Annotated in this window: 18 protein-coding genes; 11 read left to right on the top strand and 7 right to left on the bottom strand. The window is 58.2% G+C overall.

Annotation, left to right across the window (positions count from 1 at the left end; genetic code table 11):
- Position 1: 1 nt before the first annotated feature.
- The 5 genes from ACM6JQ_RS04725 (at position 2) to ACM6JQ_RS04705 (ending at position 4,318) form a co-directional block, all read left to right on the top strand.
- Positions 2-1,687, top strand: coding sequence for an ABC transporter ATP-binding protein (locus tag ACM6JQ_RS04725; protein ID WP_414893320.1), 1,686 nt, complete (start codon positions 2-4; stop codon positions 1,685-1,687).
- Positions 1,688-1,801: 114 nt separating this feature from the next.
- The gene (locus ACM6JQ_RS04720) at positions 1,802-2,323 is read left to right on the top strand and encodes a DUF3455 domain-containing protein (protein ID WP_414893319.1); all 522 of its coding nucleotides are present in this window, start codon (positions 1,802-1,804) and stop codon (positions 2,321-2,323) included.
- Between the two features lie 163 nt (positions 2,324-2,486).
- Positions 2,487-3,020, top strand: a complete 534-nt coding sequence (locus tag ACM6JQ_RS04715; RefSeq protein WP_414893318.1) for a sigma-70 family RNA polymerase sigma factor — start codon at positions 2,487-2,489, stop codon at positions 3,018-3,020.
- The gene (locus ACM6JQ_RS04710) at positions 3,017-3,700 is read left to right on the top strand and encodes an anti-sigma factor domain-containing protein (protein WP_414893317.1); all 684 of its coding nucleotides are present in this window, start codon (positions 3,017-3,019) and stop codon (positions 3,698-3,700) included. The genes ACM6JQ_RS04715 and ACM6JQ_RS04710 overlap by 4 nt, the downstream gene beginning before the upstream one ends.
- Positions 3,701-3,916: 216 nt before the next feature.
- The gene (locus ACM6JQ_RS04705; protein ID WP_414893316.1) at positions 3,917-4,318 is read left to right on the top strand and encodes a hypothetical protein; all 402 of its coding nucleotides are present in this window, start codon (positions 3,917-3,919) and stop codon (positions 4,316-4,318) included.
- 71 nt (positions 4,319-4,389) lie between these two features.
- Here the strand turns inward: ACM6JQ_RS04705 and ACM6JQ_RS04700 are convergent, their stop codons facing one another.
- The gene (locus ACM6JQ_RS04700; protein WP_414893315.1) at positions 4,390-5,481 is read right to left on the bottom strand and encodes a DUF1615 domain-containing protein; all 1,092 of its coding nucleotides are present in this window, start codon (positions 5,479-5,481) and stop codon (positions 4,390-4,392) included.
- Between the two features lie 268 nt (positions 5,482-5,749).
- On the opposite strand from ACM6JQ_RS04700, the gene ACM6JQ_RS04695 reads away from it, so the two are divergent.
- Entirely contained in the window at positions 5,750-7,954 is a 2,205-nt protein-coding gene (locus ACM6JQ_RS04695; protein ID WP_414893314.1) for a TonB-dependent receptor, read from the top strand.
- A 559-nt stretch (positions 7,955-8,513) separates the two neighbouring features.
- Positions 8,514-10,055, top strand: a complete 1,542-nt coding sequence (locus ACM6JQ_RS04690; protein WP_414893313.1) for an FAD-dependent oxidoreductase — start codon at positions 8,514-8,516, stop codon at positions 10,053-10,055.
- Here the strand turns inward: ACM6JQ_RS04690 and ACM6JQ_RS04685 are convergent.
- Positions 10,024-12,231 carry a peptidase domain-containing ABC transporter gene (locus ACM6JQ_RS04685; RefSeq protein WP_218222445.1) on the bottom strand — a complete coding sequence of 736 codons (2,208 nt, stop codon included), beginning with the start codon at positions 12,229-12,231 and terminating at the stop codon, positions 10,024-10,026. The two genes, ACM6JQ_RS04690 and ACM6JQ_RS04685, sit on opposite strands and share 32 nt — an antisense overlap.
- Positions 12,125-12,427, bottom strand: a complete 303-nt coding sequence (locus tag ACM6JQ_RS04680) for a hypothetical protein (protein WP_141232686.1) — start codon at positions 12,425-12,427, stop codon at positions 12,125-12,127. The genes ACM6JQ_RS04685 and ACM6JQ_RS04680 overlap by 107 nt, the downstream gene beginning before the upstream one ends.
- Positions 12,428-12,611: 184 nt before the next feature.
- Here ACM6JQ_RS04680 and ACM6JQ_RS04675 point away from each other — a divergent pair, with 184 nt between their 5' ends.
- From ACM6JQ_RS04675 to ACM6JQ_RS04665, 3 genes are all read left to right on the top strand, one after another.
- On the top strand, positions 12,612-12,788 hold the full coding sequence (locus ACM6JQ_RS04675) for a hypothetical protein (RefSeq protein WP_155294706.1): 177 nt from the start codon (positions 12,612-12,614) through the stop codon (positions 12,786-12,788).
- 117 nt (positions 12,789-12,905) lie between these two features.
- Entirely contained in the window at positions 12,906-13,688 is a 783-nt protein-coding gene (locus ACM6JQ_RS04670; protein WP_095114271.1) for a HesA/MoeB/ThiF family protein, read from the top strand.
- Complete coding sequence (locus ACM6JQ_RS04665; protein WP_095114270.1) at positions 13,678-14,187, top strand: GNAT family N-acetyltransferase; 510 nt, start codon at positions 13,678-13,680, stop codon at positions 14,185-14,187. Before ACM6JQ_RS04670 ends, ACM6JQ_RS04665 begins: the two co-directional genes overlap by 11 nt.
- 49 nt (positions 14,188-14,236) lie before the next feature.
- Here ACM6JQ_RS04665 and hemB read toward each other — a convergent pair whose 3' ends face one another.
- Positions 14,237-15,211 (bottom strand): porphobilinogen synthase, encoded by a 975-nt coding sequence (gene hemB / locus ACM6JQ_RS04660; protein ID WP_102902429.1) that lies wholly within the window; start codon positions 15,209-15,211, stop codon positions 14,237-14,239.
- 193 nt (positions 15,212-15,404) lie between these two features.
- Complete coding sequence (locus ACM6JQ_RS04655; RefSeq protein ID WP_414893312.1) at positions 15,405-16,103, bottom strand: glutathione binding-like protein; 699 nt, start codon at positions 16,101-16,103, stop codon at positions 15,405-15,407.
- A 342-nt stretch (positions 16,104-16,445) separates the two neighbouring features.
- On the opposite strand from ACM6JQ_RS04655, the gene ACM6JQ_RS04650 reads away from it, so the two are divergent.
- A complete protein-coding gene (locus ACM6JQ_RS04650; RefSeq protein WP_007918234.1) occupies positions 16,446-17,120 on the top strand; it encodes a hypothetical protein in 675 nt (224 codons plus the stop codon).
- 135 nt (positions 17,121-17,255) lie between these two features.
- Here ACM6JQ_RS04650 and mnmH read toward each other — a convergent pair whose 3' ends face one another.
- Both mnmH and selD read right to left on the bottom strand, forming a co-directional pair.
- Entirely contained in the window at positions 17,256-18,359 is a 1,104-nt protein-coding gene (gene mnmH / locus ACM6JQ_RS04645; RefSeq protein WP_007918231.1) for a tRNA 2-selenouridine(34) synthase MnmH, read from the bottom strand.
- A complete protein-coding gene (selD, locus tag ACM6JQ_RS04640) occupies positions 18,359-19,393 on the bottom strand; it encodes a selenide, water dikinase SelD (protein WP_007918229.1) in 1,035 nt (344 codons plus the stop codon). The genes mnmH and selD overlap by 1 nt, the downstream gene beginning before the upstream one ends.
- Between the last annotated feature and the right edge of the window lie 214 nt (positions 19,394-19,607).

Below are 19,607 nucleotides of genomic sequence, written 5' to 3'. Positions count from 1 at the left end.
GATGAACGACAATTTGATCGAGATCCGCGATCTGCGCGTGGCCTTCGCCGGGCAAGAAGTGGTGCACGGTTTGAACCTGGATATTCGCCGTGGCGAATGTCTGGCACTGGTCGGTGAATCCGGCTCGGGCAAGTCGGTGACGGCGCATTCGATTCTGCGTTTATTGCCGGGCAAGAACGTCAGCAGCAGCGGCGCGATCCGCTACAACGGCGTGGATTTACTGCACGCCAGCGAGCAGCAGATGCGCGGTTTGCGCGGCAACCGCATTGCGATGATTTTTCAGGAGCCGATGACCTCGCTCAATCCGTTGCACACGGTGGAAAAGCAAGTCAGCGAAGTACTGGAGACTCACAAAGGCCTCAAGGGCCGCGCTGCCCGCGAACGGACTCTGGAGCTGCTGGAACTGGTCGGCATTCGCCAGCCGTTGCAGCGCTTGAAAGCCTATCCACATCAACTCTCCGGTGGTCAGCGGCAACGGGTGATGATCGCCATGGCGCTGGCCAATGAGCCGGAGCTGTTGATCGCCGATGAGCCGACCACGGCGCTCGACGTCACGGTGCAGCAGAAGATTCTCGAGTTGCTGATCGAGTTGCAGCAACGCCTTGGCATGTCGCTGTTGCTGATCAGCCATGACCTCAATCTGGTGCGGCGCATCGCGCAACGGGTGTGCGTGATGCGCCATGGTGAAATCGTCGAGCAGGCGGATTGCGAAGCGTTGTTTCGCGCGCCGCAGCATCCTTACAGCCGCTTGTTGATCGAGGCTGAGCCGAGCGGTGGGCCGGTGCCGAGTGAGTATGATCACAACCTGCTCGAAGTTGATGATCTGAAGGTGTGGTTTCCGTTGCCCAAGGCGTTGTTCAGCCGCCAGCAGGATTACATCAAAGCGGTGGACGGCGTGAGTTTCACCCTGCAACGGGGCAAGACTTTGGGGATTGTCGGTGAGTCAGGTTCGGGTAAATCGACGCTGGGTCAGGCGATCCTGCGGTTGGTCGAGTCCGAGGGCAATATCCGTTTTGGTAACAAGCAACTGAGCTTGCTCAATCAACGTTTGATGCGGCCGTTGCGGCGGCAGATTCAAGTGGTGTTCCAGGACCCGTTCGGCAGCCTCAGCCCACGGATGTCAGTGCAGCAGATTATTGCCGAAGGCTTGCTGACTCACGGCATCGGCACCGAGGCCGAGCGTGAGGCGGCGGTGATTCGGGTGCTGGAGGAAGTCGGCCTCGATCCACAGAGCCGCCATCGTTATCCCCATGAGTTTTCCGGCGGCCAGCGCCAGCGCATTTCCATCGCCCGCGCACTGGTGCTGGAGCCGGCGCTGATTCTGCTCGATGAGCCGACATCGGCGCTGGATCGTACGGTGCAGAAACAGGTGGTGGAGTTGTTGCGGCAATTGCAGATCAGGCATGGGCTGACCTATTTGTTTATCAGCCATGACCTGGCAGTGGTGCATGCGTTGGCGCATGACTTGATGGTGATCAAGGATGGCAAGGTGGTTGAGCAGGGTTCGTCGCGCGAGATTTTCGCCGCGCCCAAACACCCCTACACCCAAGAGCTCTTGAACGCCTCCGGCCTGAAGCCCGACACAAAACCCTGTGGGAGCTGGCTTGCCAGCGATGGCGCCGGGTCAGTCGACATCCCCTTCGCTGACCCACCGCTATCGCTGGCAAGCCAGCTCCCACAGGTATAGAAGTGGTCCAAAAAATATTTTTCAGGCACTGCATCCAAACACCTCCGCCACGGGTAGTCCTTGTAACAGCCCTCTTCGGCTGTCAGCGGTTTACCCTTTTCGGAGATAACACTGATGAACATCACCCAGCTGATTGGCCTCACCGGTTTGCTCGCCCTGTCCTCGACGACCTTCGCCCAAAGCAGCTATCCCGACGCGATCAAAGTCCCGGACGGCCACAAGATCGCGATGGAAACCACCGGCGTCGGTGAGATCACCTACGAATGCCGGGACAAAGCCAATGCGCCCGGGCAGACCGAGTGGACCTTCGTCGGCCCGAAAGCGGTGCTCAATGATCGCAGCGGCAAGCAGGTCGGCACCTACTTTGGCCCGCCGGCTACCTGGCAGGCCAAGGACGGTTCGAAAGTCACCGGCACGCAATTGGCCGTGGCGCCGTCCAGCCCGGGCAACCTGCCCTATCAACTGGTCAAGGCCAATCCGGCCGAAGGCAAAGGCGCGATGAACGGCGTGAGTTACATCCAGCGCGTCGCTCTCAAGGGTGGCGTGGCACCGGGCAGCGAATGCACGGCGGCGAACAAGGGCAAGCAGGAAGTGGTGAAGTATCAAGCCGATTACATTTTCTGGGCGGCGAACTGATTCCCGGATTTACCGCCTCCCCTGTAGGCCTTCGCCTGCTCGCGATAGCGGAGTGTCAGCCAACATATGCATCACTGACACACCGCTATCGCGAGCAGGCGAAGGCCTACAAGGGGAATCATGTGTTCTGGATGTTTGCGGAATGTGAGCTAGATTGCACGACATGCCTTTAGCCGAATCCGCGTTCGATTACGAAGCCCGCCTCGCTGCCTGTGCCCGTGGCGAGCGTGCGGCCCTGCGCGATTTGTATGTGCAGGAAGGCCCGCGTCTGCTCGGTGTGGCCAAGCGTCTGGTGCGCGATACGGCGCTGGCGGAGGACATCGTTCATGAGGCGTTCATCAAGATCTGGAACGGCGCGGCGGGGTTTGACCCGGCACGCGGTTCGGCGCGGGGCTGGATGTTCACGGTGACGCGTCATCTCGCGCTGAATCTGCTACGCGATCAGGGCCGGGAAACACCATTCGACGAAGCTCACGAAGTGGCTGCAGACGATGACGGCTTCGACGCCCAAGTTCATTCGGCGCGTATCCACCGTTGCCTTGAGCAACTGGAGCCGCAACGCCGCCACTGCATCCTGCATGCCTATGTCGACGGCTACAGCCACGCGCAGATTGCCGCGCGCCTCGACACGCCGCTGGGCACGGTCAAAGCGAGGATCAAACGCAGCCTCAACGCCTTGCGGGAGTGCATGGGATGACCAGCGAATCAGCGCAAGACCGCGATGAACTGGCCGGCGAATATGTGCTCGGCACGCTTTCTTTTGAACAGCGGATCGAGGTGCAACGGCGCTTGCCCAACGAACCCGAATTGCGTGCAGCGGTGGATGCCTGGGAGCGGCGCCTGCTGGAGTTGACTGATCTTGCCCCCTCGCAGCAACCGTCTGCGCTGTTGTGGCCGCGCATCGAACGCAGCCTCGACCGACAAGCGCCGTCGACTTCATGGTGGAACCTGCTGCCACTCTGGCGCGGGTTGAGTGCTATCGGATTGGCCGCCACGTTGATTTTGGGTTCGATCCTGTTGACCCAGACCACACCGAAACCAAGCTTTCTGGTGGTGCTGGTCGCGCCGCAGGACAAGGCCCCGGGCTGGGTGATCCAGGCGAGCAATTCGCATGAGATTCAGCTGATTCCGCTCGGTGTGGTTGAGGTGCCGGCGGACAAAGCCCTGGAGTTCTGGACCAAGGCTGACGGCTGGCAAGGGCCGGTTTCGCTGGGACTGGTCAAACCCGGGCAGGCCTTATCGGTGCCGCTGGACAAGTTGCCGCCGCTGCAACCCAATCAGTTGTTCGAGCTGACACTTGAGGGCGCCAATGGCTCGCCGATCGGTAAACCGACCGGGCCGATTCAGGCGATCGGGCGTGCTGTCAAAGTCTTGTAACATTCCCCTGTAGGAGGCTGCCGAAGGCTCGGGCCGCGATCGGACGATCTTTTGACGTTTTCAGAGATCAAGATCAAAAGATCGCAGCCTGCGGCAGCTCCTACATCAACCATCATTGCTATCGATGTTCACCATCACGGCAATGAAGTTCTCATAAAAAATCTCCGGCGTAACATCGGCTCCATACCAACCAACAACACCCCGGAGCACACCATCATGAAACGCCAAACCCTTCTCGGCATCGCTTTCTCGGTCTTCGCTATCAACGCTTTCGCCGCCACCCCGGCCCACACCATGATCGCCGAAGGCGGCTCGGACAAACTGATCGAAAGCCGTTTGGCTGAAGGTGGTTCGGATCGTCTGATTGAACGCCGCGTTGCTGAAGGTGGTTCGGATCGTCTGCTTGAACGTCGCGTTGCTGAAGGTGGTTCGGATCGTCTGCTGGAACGCCGCGTGGCTGAAGGTGGCGCTGATCGTCTGCTGGAACGCCGCGTTGCTGAAGGTGGTGCGGATCGTCTGATCGAACGCCGCGTTGCTGAAGGTGGTTCGGATCGTCTGCTCGAACGCCGCGTTGCCGAAGGTGGCTCGGATCGTCTGCTCGAACGCCGCGTTGCCTGAATGCATGGCTGCAAACGCAACACCCCAGAGAAACCCGGCTCCCTTGGCCGGGTTTTTTATGTCTGTGTGTTTTAGCCGGCCTTGGCCATGCAGCGCTTGTAGCGCTCATCCACGCGTTTGGCAAACCAGGCCGTCGTGAGCTTGCGGGTGATCTTCGGACTCTGCAGCACGATCCCCGGTAACACCGCACGCGGCAGCTTTTTCCCCTCCGCTTGCTCCGCCAGTTCGAACACCCGCTGATAGAGTCTGGTCTCTTCGAATTCCAGGGTTTTGCCCTTCTCCAGTTGATCGCGAATGGTCGGGTTGCGCATGCCCAGCGACTTGCCGAGAGTGCGTACCGCCAGTTCCGTGCCGCCGGGCATGATCGAGTCGTAGCGGATCAGGTCGCCATCCAGCGCCAGTGGAATGCCCGAGGCGCGACTGACCGCATTCTGAAACGCAGCATTGCGACTGGCGTACCAACCGGCGTTGAAGTCGGCAAACCGATACAGCGGCTCGCGATAACTCACCGGATAACCGAGCAAATGCGCGATACCGAAATACATGCCACCACGGCGGCTGAACACTTCACGGCGGATCGTGCCGTCCACCGGGTACGGATAATCCTTGGCGTGTTGCTCGGCAAACTCGATGCTGACCTGCATCGGCCCGCCGGTGTGCACCGGGTTGAAGCCGCCGAACAGCGTGCGGCCCATCGGCACCCGACCGATGAAGTCGTCGAAAATGCCACTGAGTTCTTTCTCACTGCGTGCCGCATTCAGGCGTTCGCTGTAGGTCTTGCCGTTGGTTGAACGCACTTGCAGAGCGCCGCTGACCAACAGGCTGGGAATATGCACTTTGGCGGCGCGGCGATCGATTTCGTCGCGGGCGATTTTGCCCAGGCCGGGCACGGAGGGGTCGGCCTGGAAGGTGGATTCCTGCTCGGCGACGGCCAGTACCGAACACAGATTCTGCGTGGTCGGGCTGATGTTTTGCGCGGCAAATGCGGCGTAGATATCGGTGGCCCAGCCTTGCCGATCGGCCGTCTTGGCCGGCATCAGCCGCACAATCTCGGCCTTCACTTCGGCAGGCGCACGCGGCACCGGCTCCTGGCTGCGCTGCCCCGCGCAACCGGCGAGCACCAGCAGTGCGGCGAGCGTGATCGGTAATCGAAAGTTGTGCATGTAACTTCATCCAGTCCGTTGTGCCGGGTTCACCATACGTTCAATGGTATGGCGCAGGCTAGGACTGCGCTGATCTGGCCCTGTTCCCTTGATGTTCATTTCCCTGCGCCGCCAAGTGCCCCGAAATAGAGCTTCCAACGGCTGATGACAAACTGATTGCAAAACGTTACTGAGAAAATCTATCATTTGCACCTGGAGTCGCATTTGCGCAAGGAGTTCCCGCGCCGCCCTTATTTTTCTCACCGGCCGTGCGCCTCCAGGTATCTACATGCCCGCTTCAGCTCGACTCGCCGTCCCGTTTCGCCCGACGCTTCTCGCCCTGCTGTGCTCCCTGACTGTCACCGCTTACGCCGCCGAAGGCGATACCAAAGCGCTGGTGCTGGACGACGTCAACGTCAATGCCCAGGCCCCGACACCCGGTGCCCTGCCTCCGGTCTACTCCGGCGGACAAGTTGCCCGTGGTGGTCAACTCGGCGTGCTCGGCAATCAGGACATGATGGACGTGCCGTTCAGCGCCGCGTCCTACACCGAACAATTGATTCAGGATCAGCAGGCCGAAAACGTCGCCGACGTGCTGCTCAACGATTCGTCGGTACGTCAGGCCTCGGGTTTCTCCAACCAGGCGCAGGTCTTCATGATTCGCGGCTTGCCGCTGAATGGCGATGACATTTCCTATAACGGCCTGTACGGCGTGCTGCCCCGGCAGATCATTTCCACCGACGCCCTGGAGCGCGTAGAAGTATTCAAAGGCCCGAACGCCTTTATCAACGGCGTGACCCCGACCGGTTCCGGCATTGGTGGTGGCGTCAACCTGCAACCGAAACGCGCCGGTGACGTGCCGCTGCGTCGTTACACCACCGACATCAACAGCGAAGGCCGTATCGGTCATCACTTCGACATCGGCCAGCGTTTCGGTGAAGACAACCGCTTCGGTGCTCGGATCAATCTGTCCCAGCGCGAAGGCGACACCGGTATCGATCACGAAAACCAGCGTTCGAAACTGTTCGCCATCGGCCTCGACTATCGCGGCGACGCCCTGCGCATCTCCGGCGATTTCGCCTACCAGAAAGAACGCGTCAACGGTGGCCGCAGCTCGGTCAACCTCGGCACTGCCACGCACATTCCGGATGCACCATCGGCCGACACCAACTACGCGCCGAAGTGGGGCTATACCGACATCGAAGACACCTTCGGCATGCTCCGCGCCGAATACGACCTGAACGACAACTGGACCGCCTACGCCGCTGGCGGCGCCAAGCACACCCGCGAAGTCGGGCGTTACAACTCGACCACTTTGGTTGGCAATAGCGGCGCTTCGTTCACCACGGGTTCGTTCGTCCCTCACGATGAAGACAACACTAGTGTCATGGCGGGCCTCAACGGAAAATTCAATACCGGCGCGATCAGTCACAAGGTCAATTTCGGGTTGACCGGTATCTGGGCCGAACAGCGCAGCGCTTACGATTTCGATCTGACCCGATACGCCAACAACATCTACCATCCGGTGCAAACGCCGTCGCCAGTGGGCAATTTTGCCGGCGGCGACTTGAATGATCCGGGCATCGTCGGCAAGACCTTCAACCGCAGCATCGCGATTTCCGACACCCTCGGTTTCTTCGATGATCGCCTGCTGGTCACCGCTGGCCTGCGTCGCCAGCAACTGGTGGTGCAAGGTTACAGCTACGCCAGTTATGGTAGCGGCCCGCGCTCCTCGAGCTACGACGAGTCGATCACTACGCCGGTGTATGGCGTGGTGTTCAAGCCGTGGGAACACGTGTCGTTCTACGCCAACCACATCGAAGGTCTGGCCCAGGGCCCGACCTCGCCGACCAGCAGCGGCGGATTCCAGGTGACCAACGGCAACGAGGTTTATGCACCGAAACGCTCCAAGCAGACCGAAGTCGGAGTGAAAGTCGACATGGGCACTTACGGCGCGAGCCTGGGTGTTTATCGCATCGAGCAACCGAGCGATGGTTACTGCGAAATCAACAGCCCCACCACCTGCACCTACGTACGTGAAGGCGAGCAAATCAACAAAGGCGTGGAAATGAACGTGTTCGGCGAGCCGATCCAGGGCCTGCGCCTGATCAGCGGCCTGACCCTGATGGACACAGAGCTGAAGAACACCCTCAACGGTGCCAACGACGGCAACCGTGCGATCGGCGTGCCGACCTTCCAGTTCAACGCCGGCGCTGACTGGGATGTACCCGGTCTGCAGGGCGTAGCGCTGAATGCGCGGATGCTGCGTACTGGCGGCCAGTACGCCGATGCGGCGAACAATCTGAGCCTGCCGACCTGGAACCGTTTCGATGCGGGTGCGCGTTATGCGTTCAAGGTGTCGGAGAAAGACGTGACCGTGCGTCTGGGTGTGGAGAACCTGGCGAACAAGAAGTACTGGGAATCGGCTCAGGGTGGGTATCTGACTCAGGGTGAGCCGCGGGTGGCGAAGCTGTCCGGCACCATTGATTTCTAAGCTTGAAAAGCCCCTCATCGGAACGCCGCCCGCCTAGCCCTCTCCCGGAGGGAGAGGGGACTGACCGAGGTGTTCTTTCGAGTTACGCCGACGTGTGCCACCGAGTCGAACTCAGGTTCTGAAAAGCCCCCAATCGGCTCCCTTTCCCCTCGCCTTTTAGAGGAGAGGGGACTGACCGGGGTGTTCTTTCGAGTTACGCCGACGTGTGCCACCAAGTCGAACTCAGGTTCTGAAAAGCCCCCAATCGGCTCCCTTTCCCCTCGCCTTTTAGAGGAGAGGGGACTGACCGGGGTGTTCTTTCGAGTTACGCCGACGTGTGCCACCAAGTCGAACTCAGGTTTTGAAAGGCACCCAAATCGGCTCCCTTTCCCCCTCGCCCCCTTGGGGGAGAGGGCTGGGGTGAGGGGGCAAGTTTCACCGTCACCAAAATCTCCTGCCGAACACCCGAAAAAAGGCCCCACAGCCCCACCGCTGCGGGGCCTTTCTCCGTCTGGCCGATCAACTGGCCACCCGCTCCTGCTGATCCATACTTGCTGCACAGCAAACGGAGGACAGTCCCATGAACCGCAGCGACGTCCTGATCATCGGCGCCGGCCCGACCGGGCTGGTGCTGGCCCTGTGGCTGAGCAAACTCGGCGTACGCGTGCGCATCATCGATAAAACCTCCGCGCCCGGCACCACTTCGCGAGCGTTGGCGGTGCAGGCGCGCACCCTTGAGTTGTACCGGCAACTGGACCTCGCCGACACTATTGTGCGCAACGGCCATCGGGTGGCGGCGGCGAATTTCTGGGTCAATGGCAAACCGGTCGCGCAATTGCCGCTGAACCGCATCGGCGAAGGCCTGACGCCCTACGCGTTCGTCGAAATCTTCCCGCAGGATGAACATGAACGGCTGCTGATCGAGCGTCTCGAAGACTATGACATCACGGTCGAACGCAACACCACGCTGGACAGTTTCGAGGAAACCGGCGATGGCCTCACCGCGCATTTGCGCCTGCCCGATGGCGAGCAGGAAATCTGCCAGGCCTGTTATCTGGCCGGCTGTGACGGCGCCCGCTCAGTCGTGCGCAAAACCCTCGACACTGGTTTCCCCGGCGGCACCTATCAGCAGATTTTCTACGTGGCAGATGTCAAGGCCAGCGGCCCGGCGATGAACGGCGAGTTGCATCTGGATCTGGATGAAGCGGACTTTCTCGCCGTGTTTCCTCTCGCCGGCGAAGGCCGCGCAAGGCTGATCGGCACCGTGCGTGACGAACGTGCGGATCGCGCCGAAACCCTGGAATTTTCTGATGTCAGCAGCCGTGCCATCGAACACCTGAAAGTGCATATCGAAGATGTCCATTGGTTCTCGACCTACCGCGTGCATCACCGCGTGGCTGAGCACTTTCGCAGTGGCCGCGCGTTTCTGCTCGGCGATGCCGCGCATGTGCACAGCCCGGCGGGCGGTCAGGGCATGAATACCGGCATCGGCGACGCGATCAATCTGGCGTGGAAACTTGCCGCAGTGCTCAGCGGCGCTGCCGAACCACGCCTGCTCGACAGCTACGAAACCGAACGCAAGGCCTTCGCCCGTCGGCTGGTGTCGACCACCGACAAAGTCTTCAGTTTCGTCACCGCCGAGGGGCGCATGGCCGATCTGCTGCGCATGCGTGTGGCACCGTTTCTGATCCCGAAAATGGCCTCGTTCGAGGCCAGTCGCGAGTTCCTTTTTCGCACCGTTTCGCAGGTCACCCTCAACTATCGCGGCATGCCTCTGAGTCAGGGCGCCGCCGGCCATGTGCACGGCGGCGACCGCTTGCCGTGGGCGCATGATGGTGAGGGAGATAATTACGAACCGCTGAGACAGCCGTGCTGGCAGGTGCATGTGTACGGTGACACCAGCGACGAAATGATTGCCTGGTGCCACGAACATCATTTGCCGCTGCATGTGTTCGACTGGCGCCCGGCGTTTGAAACGGCGGGGTTGGGGCGTAACGGTTTTTATCTGCTGCGCCCGGATACCTATGTGGCGATTGCCGAGAACAGCGCGGATCCGAAGGTGATTGAACGCTACTTCCGCGATCACGGGATCAGGAGTTACCTGATGCCTCAGGCACAGTGACGGCAACATGCAAAGCGGTGGAGACGGCTTCACGCTGCACGACATCACTCACGATCTGCCCCTGCTCAAGCGTAATCACGCGCTGCGCCATAGCAATCGTTTCCGGACGATGCGCCACCAACAGACGAGTCATGTCTTCATGAGCGATCGCCGCATTCACCAGTTTTTCGTTCCAGGTATCCAGATGACTGGTTGCTTCATCCAGAATCAACAATGACGGCGCTCGGTAAAGCGCGCGAGCCAACAGTATTCGCTGCCGCTGGCCGGCGGACAGACCGGAACCGATATCCCCTACAAGCGTGTTGTAATTCATTGGCATTGCCATGATTTCTTCATGAACCGCCGCTTGTCTGGCACTACTGGTCACTTTCTCTTGATCAGGCTGTGTATCGAAAAAACAGATATTGTCCGAGAGCGTTCCCGTGAACAAATGATCATCCTGCATCACCGTCCCCGTCATGCGCCGGTAGTTGCTCAAACCCAGACGTTGCAAATCGACACCTCCTATCAGGATCTCGCCTTCACACGGTGTCAAAAGCCCCAACATCAGCTTGAGCAATGTCGTCTTGCCACAACCCGAAACCCCGGTAATAGCGACACACTGCCCGGCCTGGATGTGCAGACTCAGATTGCGCAGTACGTAAGGTTCACTTTCACCGTAACGGAACGAGACGTTGCATAACTGAATGCTGGCATCCCGGTGAGATAAATCCACTTCACACGCTTGGCCCTCTTCTTCAGGTGCCGCCAACAAGATGTCTGCCACACGCTCACCGTGTAGATGCAACATTCGTAATTCAAAGATTTTATCGAGTAAACCGGCGATACGCTGACTGAACTGGTCCTTGTAACTCAAGAACGCAAACAGCATCCCCGTGGAAAAACGGTTGTCCATGACGGCCAGCGCCGCGAGCCACACCACTACAATGCGCTCGCTATTGAAGAGCAGCGAGTTGGCCGACTGAAATGAAATCGTCAGACGAGCGATCCGCAGTTCCGCGTTGAGCTGATCAACCAGCGCATTGCTCCATGCATAACGGCGCACTTGTTCGCGACCGAACAACCGGATGCTTTGAATACCGCGGGCCGATTCCATCAACAACGTGCTCTGTTTCGCCGAATGAGCAATATGCATCGCTGTAGCCTGGCGCTGAGCCTGAAAAACCAGGCAGCGCAACGTTGCATAAAGTGCCACGGCGCACAGACTGATTAACGTCAAAGTAGCGCTGTAGAAGAACATCACCAGCAACGTGGAAAATACCAACAGACCATCTATAACGCCCTCAATCAGTTGAGTGGTCAGGCTTTTCTGGATGATTTGAATCGCATGAAATCGCGACGTGATGTCACCTAAATGGCGCTTCTCGAACCAGGGAATCGGCAACCGCAGTAAATGGGAAAATGCATTACCCATCCATTGAAAGCTCAAGTCAGCCGACAATGCCGCGGTCATTCTTGAGCGCAATAGTCCCACTGCCGCCTGCAATACGACCAGCAGTAGAAATCCGCAGCCCAGCACCGTCAACAACGGACGATCACCTGCCGCCAGCACGTCGTCGACAACCCATTGCAGGTAAAACGGCGCAGCCAGAGCGACCGCCTGTAAAACAATGCCCGTCAGCAAAATTCTGGCTAACCCGATGTATAGACCGTCCACTTTGCCCATGAGTGATCGCAAGGTGACGCGCTGTTGCGCCTGAACGGCTTTAAACATTACTCCCGGCGTCAACTCCAGCACGATACCCGTAAAATGCTCGGAGGACCGCGCCCATGAAACAGTCTGTTTGCCCGCCGCCGGATCATGAACCGTCAGCCCCTTGTCCGTGACCTTCTCAAGCACAACAAAGTGGTTCATGTCCCAATGCAAAATGCAGGGTAATTTCAGCTGCGACAACTGCTGCAACTCAACGCGCAACGGCCGCGACAAAAGATTGAGGCGTTGTGCAATATCGATCAGATTCTTGAGAGACGTACCTTTGCGAGAAACACTGAAACGCTGACGCAGCGTGATCAAATCCGTCGCATCCCCCCAATATCCAGCCACCATGGCAAGACAAACCAGACCACACTCACTGGCTTCTGTCTGGAGCAGCACAGGCACTGCCCTGCGGCGTCGACTGGCAAGTGCCGGAAACCTTCTGATCGCCTTGAGAAACAGCTTGCGCCATGCGCTCATTCGCACCTCCTTGCCTATAGCCGATCCCCCACCCCAAGACCGCGACAATCAACACGCACAACCACAACGCGGTAAAACCGAAACGCTTGGTTATATGTATATCGAGCAAGTTGCCAAATGTCTTACCGGCCGCAAAAGCTATCGCCTCCTTACGAAAAAGAGAAGGTCTTTGCCTACCTAATTTTTCAATACTCATCAACCACACTCCATATAACCAACTCACCAACCTCTCATCAAACAAGGTATAACCAAAACCATTGACACTCCAAGAACACAGTTTTTATAGTCAACACCGCCTCAAGCACCCCGACATCTTCAGGGCCGATAACGGCAGACTAAAATACCTCACAAACTTAATTCAATCATTTGATAGGACATCAATGAAAATTTACTTGCGCGGTTTACCGGAAGGTCTGATCGGAAAATCAGAAATAGAAACAGAGTCACTGGAAAGTGCTTTCCAGGACTACCCAATGCTTGAACTTTTCCAAGAGGAACTTGAAGAGGTCAGCGGCGGCGCTTGTACTGCCAGAAGTTTTCGGGCATGTGACGGTTGACAGGTAACCCATAACATCAAGCTCTGGCATGTCAGCCAACCCCACAGATTTTTAATCAAATCTGTGGGGTTCACTTTTCATTTTTGTTCTTTCTATTTCCTTTCGAGGCAGGGCAGCATGCAATTCGACTTCAAGGACGCTCGATACAATCGCCAGGAAAACATGCCGGAATGGGGCAAAGACGGCCAGAACAGCCTCGCTCGCGCTTCAGTTGCCGTCATCGGCGCAGGTGGCGTCAAGTCCACACTGCTCATGGCTCTGGTTGCCGGGGGCATCGGAAGAGTCGCGATTATCGAGTTCGATACCGTTGAACTGTCCAACCTCAACCGACAGTTACTCTACCGTACTCAGGACATTGGCTCCTCCAAAGGCGCAGCTGCGAAAAAAACGCTGACCGAGTTGAACCCGGAAATAAGCATTGAACTTATTGAAGAAAAAATAACACGCGACAACATTGACCACTTACTCCACGACTATGAAGTTATTGTTGAAGGTGGTGAATCGCCTGACGGTCGAAACACGGTAAACGAATACTGCCTTCGAACAAAAAAGCCAATGATCCATGCATCCGCACAGTTTTCCTACGGGTATGTATTTTCAATGATACCGGCAATAAACAGCGCATGCTTTGCCTGTTTATTCCCAACCGACCATTCACGAAAACAGCATACCGGCCCTGTTCCGGTCAACGCACTTTCAACATCAATAGCCGGCACACTCGGGGCAGCCGAAGTCTTCAAATGGTTTCTAGGCCATGAAGGCAATATGTATGTAAACCGTAGACTGACTTTCTCCTCACTGTTGTTAAGCGGTACATTTGAAGTCGATACCATTCACAAAAACCCGCATTGCAAAAGCTGCTCCCCCTATAACATTCAAGATACCGCTCATGCACTTTAAACAACCTGCTGTAGCAGACGCACATCGTTTGCTCGAGTTTTTCAACGATCTGGTTCTGAAGGATCAGGAACGAGTTGAACGTCCGGCCGATGTCAAAGCCATTACCCATGAAATGGAGGTCCGGTGGATTGAGTCACTGCTTGATAAGGAGCAAAAACAAGACGCGATTGCTCTCTGCGTACTCGACGACACGGCCACTCTCATCGGTTTGGGTGAAGTAGAGCGGCGGCCGCGGTGGATCGAACGCCATGTTGCCGAGATCCGGTTTGGCCTTTTTCCAGATCAATACAACGCCGGAAAATCATTGGTCGACTTGCTTGAACTTCGCGCGAAATCGATCGGTATCGAAATGTTGTATTACTTCCATTTGGCAACGCAGCAGCAAGGGATAGAGATTATCCGCGCCTGTGGTTTCGAGTTGGCGGGACGACTGCCCGCTTACTACAAGAAGGCTGACTCGTACGTGGATCGGGTTTTCTATACGAAAAAAATCGTTTGAAGGGTAAATGTTGCCCGATCATTGTCATGCGCCGATCGGGCATTTTTACTCAAATCCCGGCCAATGCCAGATCCATCGCAAAGTAAGTGAAGATCAAATCAGCGCCTGCACGCTTGATCGCGCCCAGGCTTTCACGCACCACGCGATCCTCATCGATCGCCCCGGCCTGCGCGCCGAACTTGATCATCGCGTATTCGCCACTGACCTGATACGCCGCCAGCGGCAGGTTCGAGGCCTCACGAATGTCGCGGATGATGTCGAGGTAAGCGCCGGCCGGTTTGACCATCAGCGCATCGGCGCCTTCCTGCTCGTCGAGCAGCGATTCGCGCAGGGCTTCGCGGCGGTTCATCGGGTTCATCTGATAGCTTTTGCGATCGCCCTTCAGCGCACTGCCGCCGGCCTCGCGGAACGGACCATAAAGCGCCGAGGCAAATTTGGTCGAATAGGCCATGATCGGAATTTGAGTAAATCCGGCCGCATCCAGGGCCTGACGAATCGCCCGCACCTGACCGTCCATCGCTGCCGACGGCGCGATCACGTCCGCACCGGCGCGGGCCGCTGCCACGGCTTGTTTGCCGAGGTTGATCAGGGTCTGGTCGTTGTCGACTTCATGGTTGTGCATCACGCCGCAGTGGCCGTGATCGGTGTATTCGCAGAAGCAGGTGTCGGACATCACGATCATTTCCGGCACGGCATCTTTGGCAATGCGCGACATGCGCGAGACCAGACCTTCTTCGCGCCAGGTGTCGCTGCCGTTGCTGTCCAGATGGTGGGACACGCCGAAGGTCATCACCGACTTGACGCCGGCACGGGCATAGCGCTCGATTTCGCTGGCCAGTTTGCGCTCGGGAATGCGCATCACCCCGGGCATGCTGTTGATCGGCACGAAGTCGTCGATTTCTTCTTCAACGAAAATCGGCAGGACCAGATCGTTCAGGCTGAATTCGGTTTCCTGGAACAGGCTGCGCAGGCTCGCATTGCGGCGCAGACGGCGGGGACGTGCTTCGGGGAACTGACTGGACATGAGGGCCTTTCCTGAAAACGGCAGATGAGACGAAAGTCGTAGGGGGCGAAGCTTATGCCTTGCGGGGGTTGGGGTACAAACCTGGATCAATCAAGAGTGCATTACTGGGGGTGTAACAATCTTTCAGAACACTGTAAATCCCTGTGGGAGCTGGCTTGCCAGCTCCCACAGGGTTATGTGTGTAGTCCGAAAATTACGAGGGAATGGTCAGGCCGCGAATGACTGCCGGACGCGCGAGGAAACGCTCAAGCACACGGGTGACATTCGGGAAGTTGCTGATGCCAACCAGATCACCGGCCTCATAAAATCCGATCAAATTACGCACCCACGGAAATGTGGCGATATCAGCGATGGTATAGCGCTCGCCCATGATCCAGTCACGGCCCTCGAGCCGGCCGTCGAGCACCTTGAGCAGGCGTTTGCTTTCGTCGACATAACGATCACGCGGTCGCTTGTCTTCGTAATCCTTGCCGGCGAATTTGTTGAAGAAACCCAACTGGCCGAACATCGGACCGATACCACCCATCTGGAACATCAACCACTGGATGGTCTCGTAACGCAGCGCGCCTTCCTGCGCCAGCAACTGACCGCTTTTGTCGGCCAGATAAATCAGGATCGCACCGGATTCGAACAGCGGCAGCGGCTGATCATCAGGGCCGTGCGGATCGAGGATCGCCGGAATCTTGTTGTTCGGATTCAGCGACAGGAACTCGGCGGACAGTTGATCATTGCTGTCGAAAGCGACCTTGTGCGGTTCGTACGGCAGGCCGATTTCCTCAAGCATGATCGAGACTTTGACGCCGTTGGGCGTCGGCAAGGAATAGAGCTGAATCCAGTCAGGGTACTGCGCCGGCCATTTCTGGGTGATCGGGAACGTGGACAGATCGGTCATGAGAAGCATCCAGTCACAAATTAAAGCCTGATCATAATGTAGGCGCTGCGCAGGCTGCGATCTTTTGATCTTGAGGCTTTGCAGTCTGCAAAACGATCGCAGCCTTCGGAGCGCCTACATGAACCCGTAACATCCTGTCGCTAACCTGCGGCCAGACCGTTGAAGGTTGCCGTTAGAGTGCTGCGCACTCTGACGATCGAACCAAACGGCCCTCAGGGGACTCTGAGCTATGCGTTTGTTGCAGAGGAAGCCGTTCACGACAGGGAAAACACCCGGTGCTGGGAGCCCGCGGTGTAAAGGTTTGTCAGCCTTAACCGAATTTGCTGAAGAACCCTTTATTTCATGACGATCCTTATGCGATTCGCCAAACGTTTCAAACACCGCGCGTATGTGGCCCTGCCTTCCCTGCTGGCCGTCAGTGCACTGTTCCTGTCGCTTGAGTCCAGCGAAAGCCGCGCGCAACCGGTGGACGGCACCCAGACACTGGTGTTCCTGCGCCACGCAGAAAAACCCGAGGGCGGGCTCGGCCAGCTCAACTGTCAGGGCCTGAACCGCGCCATCGACCTGTCGACGCTGCTGCCGGAAAAATTCGGCAAGGCCGATTACGTGTTCGCCGCCAACCCGACGCGCAATGTCGAGGAAGGTGAGCTGGACAACTCCTACAGCTACATCCGTCCATTGATGACCATCAGCCCCGCCGCGATCAAGCTCGGCCTGCCGGTGAACATCGAGTTCTCGGCCAACGACACCAGCGATCTGGCCCGCGAACTGCTGGAAGACAAGTATCACAACTCGACGATCTACACCGCCTGGTCCCACGGCTATCTGCCGGAGCTGATCAACAAGGTGGCGGGCAAAGCGGTCGGCGAGAAACAGAACATCACCGAGGACTGGGCGGGCAACGACTTTGACTCGCTGTATGTACTGACGCTGACCTGGCACAACGGCAAGGCCAGTTTGCAAAGCCACAGCTACAAGCAGGGGCTGGATCATGGCAAGGAAACGTGTCCGACCTGAGTCATCTTCTGTCTGAACCGGCCCCATCGCTGGCAAGCCAGCTCCCACAGGGTTCCAGGGTGTACACAAATTCCATATACATCCGCAATACCTGTGGGAGCTGGCTTGCCAGCGATGGGGCCAGCAAAAGCACTATCAAACCTTCTGATTCCCCCGCTCACGCAGATACTCAAGCACCGCTCCACGCTCCCCGGCAAACTCGATCCGCCCGCCCTTCTTCTCGCGCTGAAACACATACATCGGGTCGTAATAATCGCGTAGCAGTACGCCGATCCACTCACGGAACAGCTCGACCGACCCGCTGCGCGCCTGTTCGGACAGCGCCGCTTCCATCTGCAAATACATGCGTTGATAGCGCTCGCCACCCAACCGACGTTGAATATTGTTCAGGCTGGAAATCAATCGCTCGGCATACAAAGCAAAACCCTGCTCGCCGTGAACCGCGACGAACTCGGCGTACAGGTCGATGACATAATCCTGCAGAATTCGCTCGACCCGACTCTCGAGGCTATCTTCCAGCCAGACCAGTGGTGCCGCCTGCATGCCCCGGTAGAGCGGTAATGGCAAGGCACAGCTGCCGACCACCCGACTCTCGTCTTCCAGAACAAACTGGTTGATCCCGCCTGCGCGTTTTTTCAGCACATCGACAGCCAGGCGGTTTTCGAAATCGATATTGGTCGGCTGCCCGGTGGCACGCTTGCCAAAACTCGAGCCGCGATGATTGGCGTGACCTTCCAGATCCAGACCATTGCTCAACTGCACCAGCACTTCAGTCTTGCCAGTACCGGTCATGCCGCCGAGCAGGACCAGATCGCATTCGGCCACAGCCTGATCGACTGTCTCCAGGAGGAATGTGCGCATGGCCTTGTAGCCGCCGCCGACACGCGGGTAATCGATGCCGCCCTCGTCCTTGATCCATTGCTGGACGATCTGTGAACGCAGGCCGCCGCGGAAACAATACAGATAGCCATCGGGGTGGTTACGGGCAAACTCGACCCAGCCTTGAATGCGCCGCTCTCTGACCTCGGCGGACACCAGCCGCTCGCCCAAGGCAATCGCGGCTTGCTGTCCGTGTTGTTTGTAACAGGTGCCCACCTGTTCGCGCTCACGATCGTTCATCAGCGGCAGGTTGACCACCCCGGGAAAAGCACCGTGGGAGAATTCGACCGGCGCACGGGCGTCCATCATTGGCCGGTCATTGAGGAAAATATCACGGTAATCAGTGCAGTCGCGGAGCATCAAATCACCTCGACTGCGTTCGTCTGTCGCTCAACCAGTTCGCCGATTGGCGCCAGGTTCAGGCCCAGTTCGGCGGCTACGGCGAGAAACTCTTCATTGCCTTCAGGCGTCACCGCGATCAACAGACCACCGCTGGTTTGCGGGTCGCACAGCACGCGTTTGTGCAGTTCCTGCACGCGGCCAACCTTGCTCGCGTAGCTGTCGAAGTTGCGCAGCGTACCGCCGGGAACGCAGCCCTGATCGAGGTAGTACTCGACGCTGTCCAGACGCGGCACACGGTCATAAGCGATGCGCGCGGTGAGCTGGCTGCCATCGGCCATTTCCACCAGATGCCCGAGCAGACCAAAACCGGTGACATCGGTCATGGCGGTAACGCCGGCGAGTTTGCCGAAACGGCTGCCGGGTTTGTTCAGGGTGCACATCCAGTCGCGGGCCACGCCAACGTCGGCGGCGCGCAATTTGCCTTTTTTCTCGGCGGTGGTGAGGATGCCGATGCCCAGCGGTTTGGTCAGGTACAGCAGGCAGCCGGCGGTGGCGGTGTCGTTGCGCTTCATGTGACGCTTTTCCACCAGACCGGTGACGGCGAGACCGAAGATCGGTTCCGGCGCATCAATCGAATGCCCGCCCGCCAGTGGAATGCCCGCCGCGTCGCACACCGCGCGGCCGCCGCGAATCACTTCACGCGCCACTTCCGGCGCCAGCACATTGACCGGCCAGCCGAGAATGGCGATGGCCATCAACGGATCGCCGCCCATCGCATAGATGTCACTGATCGCATTGGTCGCGGCAATGCGGCCGAAGTCGAACGGGTCATCGACGATCGGCATGAAAAAATCCGTGGTCGAGACCACACCGCGCTCGGCATCGATCTCATAGACCGCCGCATCATCGCGCGAGGCATTGCCGACCCACAGTTTCGGGTCAAGGTTCTGCGCACCGCTGCCGGCCAGAATCACTTCCAGCACCTGCGGGGAAATCTTGCAGCCGCAGCCGGCGCCGTGGCTGTATTGGGTCAGACGAATCGGCTCGCTCATGGGGGAGTCTCAGGCTGTTGATGGGGGCGATTCTAGCAGAGCGCGACGCAGCAGTTTTTTGATCGTTCCCACGCTCCGCGTGGGAATACAGACCGGGACGCTCCGCGTCCCTTCCGGAGCCGGAACGCGAAGCGTCCCTAGAGGCATTCCCACGCAGAGCGTGGGAACGAGCAGCTTGAGGCAAGGCAAAAAAAACCGCCCTTACGGGCGGCTA

It is taken from the genome of Pseudomonas sp. IT-232MI5 (assembly GCF_949767845.1).
In the GTDB taxonomy this organism is placed as follows: Bacteria; Pseudomonadota; Gammaproteobacteria; order Pseudomonadales; family Pseudomonadaceae; genus Aquipseudomonas.
This window is presented reverse-complemented; position numbering and strand designations above follow the sequence as displayed.